The organism is Pseudoalteromonas sp. XI10, assembly GCF_001469895.1.
GTDB lineage: Bacteria > Pseudomonadota > Gammaproteobacteria > Enterobacterales > Alteromonadaceae > Pseudoalteromonas.
In genome coordinates, this window is the sequence record NZ_LOPY01000024.1 from 1 (window position 1) to 7,017 (window position 7,017).

Genomic DNA, 7,017 nt, shown 5'->3' on the forward strand with positions numbered 1-7,017 from the left:
TTATTCATTAAGGGCTCCTAAATTTATTTTTCCCGACATTACTCGGTTAAGTCAAATTTAGAACCCATTCTTATAGCCTCTTTCCACGAAAAAACTCTAGTTTATATAGCGCTTGTTATTGCCGCTGGTATGAGTAAGCAAAATCTAGATGTTATAAAACCTCTCACTTATTTCATCACATAGCTTGGTTCGATAGATAATCTCACTACATTACTACTGAAATATCGCTCTCGAAGGATCTTAACTACTTTTAAACTTGATCTAGATCAAAGAAACTTCATTCGCAGCAATCTATATTACGCGGCTGCAATTTTCGCTGCTTTTTGAATCTAGATTAGCTTTTAAAGGCAATACTCCATTATCGTGCTTAAAGGTGTGTCATGGCATTACTCATCAATAACAAATGTATTAACTGTGATAAGTACTAGGTGCCAGAATTTAATGAGGAAAAACAAATAGTTGAATTTTGCTGTGTTCTTTTTTGTGTTGGTGATTTTTGACAAATCAACAACAAAGCTAAGTATTAACTAAGTTTGATGGAAAAGCAAATTGTATTAACTAAATCGACTTTTTTATCAATTTTATGCATTTTTTCACACGCTTTCCCTTCTTGATTTTCATTTAAATTACTACGTAACACAGCGCCATTAACTCGTAACACTGAATGAGAAAAGCGTAACACAGAGATGAAACTTACCTCTGTTACTTACTATTCGTTACCATCACATAAGCCTAGTTAGTGTTAGGTCAAACACTAACTAGGAAACTCATGAGTACATCAAAATCACAATTCATCAGAGAGTATCAACGCGCGAGTAAATCACCTTGGGATGACAATTCAACGATTCTGCTATTAGCAGATGTTGATGAAGCGTCTACAAGCGACTCAATCGAGCTTAGTTTTAGCCATTACATTTATATGCACAGAGATAGGGTAGGTAGTGTATTGGGTATTAGCATCTCAAAGCAGCTATTTGATGATAATCCTGATTTTTCAGGGCGCTATTTAGATGGTGTAGAAATGTATGCTTTTTTGCTGCTGTACATTGAGCAAATAAAAGAATTCTGTCATTTATTTTCAGCGGAGTTCGAAGCGATATTTTTAACTAAACCAACAACGTTCTTCAGTCACGCTGAAGATAGCTGGTTAGAAATCATCGAAAAAAGTTAATACTGGCGAACCTTCGGGTTCGCTTTCTTAATATTTCCCCTTTCTCGTTCCTTTCTAGTTAAAAAGTTTTTTTATAACTTGAACTAAAGGAGAAAAGCATGTCTTTAAGATATGTAAGTACATTAAACTTCGTAGATTTAATTGATGCTTTATACAGTATCATTCGCAAAAATGACCATAAAATTAATCATTTAATGTTAAACAAAGAAAATCCTGATTTTGAGGCGCTTTGGTCAATTGTCGAGCCTGATGTTTATGCCAATAAGCAACTAAACTATCGTGGTGTAAAAGTGTTGTTTTATAAAATGATGGTTTTTCTGCTCCAAGATATTCAGGAGGGCACCTTTGATTATTCGGATTACGATGACCAACCTTGCAACGAAACCCCTGAGCGCTTTGATGATCTATTCGATACGGAATTAGAGAATGACTTCGATGATGACTTTAAGGAAAAAATTGAGCGTGAGTTCGAGCCAGAGATTAATAATGAGCGTACTCGAAACTCTATAAAAGAGACCATATCGCAAATCAAACAAACGCATTCATAGGATAAAGAAAGCTATTTTTGCATTTAAAAATAGCGGCCTAATCATAACTCACGAAATACGCCACGAGCCGTTATTTGCCGGCTCACTACTCAATGTCTGGGTAGTCAGAGTTCATCTGATAATACTAGTGAGGGAATTGTACGCAAATATACTTTTCCATTGTGGTAATGCAAAAGCGTATTGCCAACGATAATGTAAGGCGAGGCTTGAGGACAATAAAGGAGTAGCGTGCTACTCCTTTTTTACATTTAAGTATTAAGAAAGTTCGCAAAATATACATCGTCAATAAATCATAAAAATAGCATTCGTCTCATACTTTTTGATTTTATTTAATATTCAGATATTATTCAGTTTCATCAAAAGGAAATTGAATGAAACACATATTACTCATCATCACAGGGGCTAGTCCTCAAGTACTTACAGAAACCTTGTTTGCTATCCATAAGCAAGGCAAAAGTCTGCCAAACGAAATCTATGTCATCACAACGCAAAGTGCCAAACCTTTGCTGGTAGATGGGCTGTTCAACCAAGGTCATTTTCAACAGTTATTAACAGACTACAAATTGCCAGAGATTGAGTTTTCTGAGAAAAATATTTGGCTTATTGAAGATCAAAACGGTCAACCTGTTTTTGATGCCAGCACTGAGGTCGATCAGGTCTATATGGCAGATTTTATAACCCGTAAGGTAGATGAGTTAACCAAACTTGAGAATACAGCAATACATGCATCAATTGCAGGTGGACGTAAAACAATGGCGTTTTACTTAGGATATGCCATGTCTCTCTTTGGGCGTGAGCAAGACACTCTAAGTCATGTATTTGTAGATGAGAGCTTTGAATTTCTAAAAGACTTTTGGTACCCGACTCCCCATTCAAAGTTTGTAAAAAATAAAGCAGGGAAATCGGTCGATTGCAAAAATGCCAATATTACTTTAACGAGCATACCTTATGTTCGCATGCGTAACCTAATTGATAACTCTGTGCTTACCAGTATCAAAAATGTATCTTTCAGTAAAACAGTAGCAAGTCTTAATACAGTCAACTCAAAAGTAATTTCATTAGTTATAAACCCTTCTGCTAAGCAGTTAACATTCGCGGGGATTGATATAAGCTTAACGGCAAAAGAAATGGCATTTTACTTATGGTTACTTGATCAGTACGAACTCAATGTTGATCGTTATTTTGAAGATACAACAAGTTATTCAGAGGCTTATTTAACTCAGTTTTCTGAGCTAGGTACTGACTTACGAGTATTTCGTGATACATTTGGAATCGAGCCGGAAGATTTTAAAATTAATAACTTAAGTGGCCTAAAGCCAATGGAAAAAACGTTTGTTCAGCAAACTCGTAGCCGAATTAATAAAAAACTTAATAATACCTTGCCTATTGAGTTAGCAGAAAAGTTGTTAATTGATTCAACCACTGTTGACTGTGGGACTATCTATCAAGTTAATGCACTAAATGGCAAAGTAAAAATAGAATTGGTATAGCATTTTACAAGCTTGTAAAAGTATAAAAATAGTACAAGCAAGTAGTATGAAAAAGGAATTAGCAACAATGAAACACTCAATGAACTTTGAACATATCAAACAACGATGGCCTGAATTACACCAACTTGCAGCATTTGCTGAAGAGTATGCTATCAGCGATCCTCAAAGCTCATTGGTAAAATTGCGTTGCTTTGCAGAGAAAGTTGTTGGCTTTTTATATGAAGAGTTATGCCTGCCTGTTTTACCAAATTCTAATATATTCGATAAACTCACTGCCGATGACTTTACAAGCGTAGTGCCAAGACAAATTACGGATAAACTCCATGCAATTCGTAAAAGTGGTAATCAAGCTGCCCATCAAGGTAGAGTAGATCAACAGCAAGCTATATGGATATTAAAAGAAAGCTATTTTATTGCCTCTTATTTGTTTATGGCTTATGCAAAAGGGTCTCAACAAGAGTGTCCAGAGTTTAAAGTACCTGAACAAGTTCAACCAAGTAATCAAAGCGATGCTGAGTTTGCTAAAAAGAACAAACAGCTTACAAAGCAATTAGCCGAGAACCAAGCTCGTTTAAAGCGTGCTCTAGATGAGCTTGAAGCTGCAGAGCTTGCACAAAAATTAGCACAACAGCAAGCTGCAAAGCTAAAGCAAGCGATCAATCAAGAAAAACTAAAACAAGTACAAAATCTTAATAAGCAAATAGTTAGTTCTAGCTTTGATTTTAACGAGGACGAAACTCGTAAACGAATTATTGATTTAGATCTTCGTAATGCAGGCTGGCATGTTGCACTTGATGATGAATCAACAGAAGAAGTTGGCAAAGAAGTAAAAGTGAGTGAGCAACCAACACCAACAGGTATTGGTTATGTCGATTACGTTTTATGGGATAACGATGGTCAACCTCTTGCTGTTATTGAAGCAAAACGATCTCGTGAAAATATTGAAAAGGGTCGTCAACAAGCGACGCTCTACGCTGATGCTTTAGAAAAGCAATATGGCCAGCGCCCCGTTATTTTTTATTCGAATGGTTGGGACATTAAAATCCTCGATGATGCACAAGGTTATAATAGTCGAGGCTTATATGGTTATTATTCAAAAGATTCTCTGCAATACTTACTTAAGCAACGCACTCTAAAAAAAGATCTAAATCAAACGCCAATAGACACAAATGTTGCGGGTCGTTTGTATCAAATGGAAACAATCACCCGCGTGTGTGAGCGTTTTAGTGATAAGCACCGCAAAGCGCTTATAGTTCAAGCAACGGGAACAGGTAAAACCCGCGTATCTATTGCTCTTGCTAAACGTTTGCTCGATGCTGGCTGGGCAAAACGGGTATTATTTTTATGTGATCGTAAAGAGTTACGTAAACAAGCAGGCAACGCATTTACTGAATTTACTAATGAACCAGTCCACATTGTTGGTAAAAGCGCTAAAAGCAGTGCTGGTAGTGCACGTGTATTTATCGCTACCTATCCGGGTATGCTTCGCATAATGAACAAGTATGATGTGGGTTTTTTTGACCTTATTGTCGCTGATGAATCACACCGCTCAATTTACAATATTTATGGTGATATTTTTAAATACTTTGATGCGCTTGAAGTTGGTTTAACCGCTACACCTGTTGAAATGGTATCGCGTTCAACCTGTGATTTATTTGGTTGTGATTACAAACTACCAACCGCTAACTATCCCCTTGAGGATGCTATAGAGCAAGGTAACTTAGTACCTTACAAAATTGTAAGTTACACCACACAGTTTTTACGAGAAGGTATTAAAAAAGACAATCTTACTGATGAGCAAATAGCACAATTAGAAGATCAAGGTATAGACCCTAACGAGCTTGACTTTGATGCAAAACAAATAGACGAAGCCGTTAAAAATAAAGACACCAATCGGCTAATACTGCGTAACCTGATGGAAAAAGGCCTGCGTGACAAAGACGGACAGCTACCAGGTAAAACAATTATATTTGCCCGTAACATAGCTCATGCAGAGCTTTTAGCACAATTGTTTAGCGAACTTTACCCACAACATGGTGCTAATTTTTGCCGCGTTATTCATTCAAAATATGAACGTGCCGAAGAATTAATAGACGATTTTAAATCGAGTGACGAAAATAGTGTTCGTATCGCTGTGTCGGTAGATATGCTTGATACTGGCATTGATGTACCCGAGTGTGTCAATCTTGTGTTCGCTAAGCCAATTAAATCAAAAGTGAAATTTTGGCAAATGATTGGGCGAGGCACACGCTTATGTGAGCACCTATATGGCTCAGGTAAGCATAAAACACACTTCTTAATATTTGATCATTGGGCAAACTTTGAATACTTTGACGAAAACCCAGAAGAAGAAGACGTTAAACAAGCTAAATCACTGTTGCATAAACTGTTTGAAACGCGCATAAACCTCGCACAAACAGCGCTTAAAAAAGCCAATATGGATGTGTTTGATCAAACTATATCGTTACTTCACCAAGATATTAATTCTTTACCAATGGAATCAATATCAGTGCGCGATAATTGGCAAGTAGTAGAAACCTATAAAGACCTAAAACGCCTAAATCAATTTACACCAAATACAGTCAGTGATTTACTTGAAAAAGTTGCACCACTAATGCAATGGCGCAATATTATGGGGCAAAGTGAAGCCTATAAACTTGATTGCGAAATAACTGTTATTCAAACATTATTATTAACTGATACAAGTCAAATTGATCTAGCAAAGCAAAATGTCATGGCTAAAGTTGAGTCGCTACAAATGCACTTAAACGAAGTACGTGCAAAAGCACCAGCAATAGCAGAGATCCAAACAGATCAATATTGGCAATATTTAACACATAAAGCACTTGAACAAAGCCGTGTTGATTTACGCAGTATTATACATTTGCGTAATAAAAGCGTGACGCCGCCAACAAGCGACTTTGTGCTTGATATAAAAGAAGATTCAAATCAAATACACGAAGCCGACAGGCTAACAAAAATAGTCTCTATTGATTATCAGATATACCGCCAAGAAGTAGAAAAAACCCTTGCGCCACTATTTGAAACAGATGCTGTATTGAAAAAAATTCGTGCCGGAGAGCCCGTATCAGAGGCCGATCTTGCTCAGTTAAGTTCACTAGTTCACACCCAAAACCCCAGTGTTGACCTGAATACACTGAAAGAATTTTTCCCTGACTCAACAGCGAGCCTAGATAAAATACTTCGCACTATAGTGGGTATGGATAAGCTGGCAATTGAGCAAAGCTTTACAGAGTTTGTTCAACAAACCCATACGCATATGAATGCCAAACAACAGCGCTTTATTGGCATGTTAAAAAATCACCTTGTTCGCTATGGCAGTATTAATATTGAGCAACTTTATGATGCGCCATTTACTCAAGTTCATGATATGGGGCTCGATGGCGTATTTAGTGAACAACAAGCCGATATAATTGAGCAATTTATTGCGCAATTTAATGTACCATTGGGCATTAAAATTAATGCAGTAGAAAAGCAATTACATCCTTAAGCTTATTTCTTCAAACTGCGCAGCAAAATATAAAATCATTAGGAATTGAATATTAATGATCACAGGTCAACTTAAAAGCAAAATCGATAAACTCTGGGAAGAATTTTGGACCGGTGGTATTACTAACCCGTTAACGGTAGTAGAGCAAATCACCTTTTTAATGTACGCCCGTATGCTTGATATGAGCGAGCAAGCTGACGAAAAACGCAGTGCACGTACCAATAAACCATTTACCCGCCGTTTTAATGATGACGAGCAACACTTGCGTTGGCAAAACTTTCGCCACTTAGGGGCCGA

The 7,017-nt window shown here is 37.0% G+C and carries 5 protein-coding genes; all 5 read left to right on the top strand.

The genetic code is table 11. From position 1 onward, the window contains the following. Positions 1 to 769: 769 nt before the first annotated feature. A complete protein-coding gene (locus AUR67_RS06210; protein WP_058584594.1) occupies positions 770 to 1,171 on the top strand; it encodes a hypothetical protein in 402 nt (133 codons plus the stop codon). A gap of 98 nt (positions 1,172 to 1,269) precedes the next feature. Then, the gene (locus AUR67_RS06215; RefSeq protein ID WP_058584595.1) at positions 1,270 to 1,719 is read left to right on the top strand and encodes a hypothetical protein; all 450 of its coding nucleotides are present in this window, start codon (positions 1,270 to 1,272) and stop codon (positions 1,717 to 1,719) included. A 371-nt stretch (positions 1,720 to 2,090) separates the two neighbouring features. Continuing rightward, entirely contained in the window at positions 2,091 to 3,209 is a 1,119-nt protein-coding gene (gene csm6 / locus AUR67_RS06220; protein ID WP_058584596.1) for a CRISPR-associated ring nuclease Csm6, read from the top strand. Between the two features lie 46 nt (positions 3,210 to 3,255). Further along, positions 3,256 to 6,720 carry a DEAD/DEAH box helicase family protein gene (locus AUR67_RS06225; protein WP_235591800.1) on the top strand — a complete coding sequence of 1,155 codons (3,465 nt, stop codon included), beginning with the start codon at positions 3,256 to 3,258 and terminating at the stop codon, positions 6,718 to 6,720. A 55-nt stretch (positions 6,721 to 6,775) separates the two neighbouring features. After that, the coding region (locus AUR67_RS06230; protein ID WP_201024578.1) for a type I restriction-modification system subunit M N-terminal domain-containing protein at positions 6,776 to 7,017 on the top strand (242 nt) is incomplete at its 3' end.

Bases quoted from the DNA above. Each gene is read 5' to 3' on its own strand.
- AUR67_RS06210 (WP_058584594.1), top strand. From the start codon at position 770: ATGAGTACATCAAAATCACAATTCATCAGAGAGTATCAACGCGCGAGT.
- AUR67_RS06215 (WP_058584595.1), top strand. From the start codon at position 1,270: ATGTCTTTAAGATATGTAAGTACATTAAACTTCGTAGATTTAATTGAT.
- csm6 (WP_058584596.1), top strand. From the start codon at position 2,091: ATGAAACACATATTACTCATCATCACAGGGGCTAGTCCTCAAGTACTT.
- AUR67_RS06225 (WP_235591800.1), top strand. From the start codon at position 3,256: ATGAAAAAGGAATTAGCAACAATGAAACACTCAATGAACTTTGAACAT.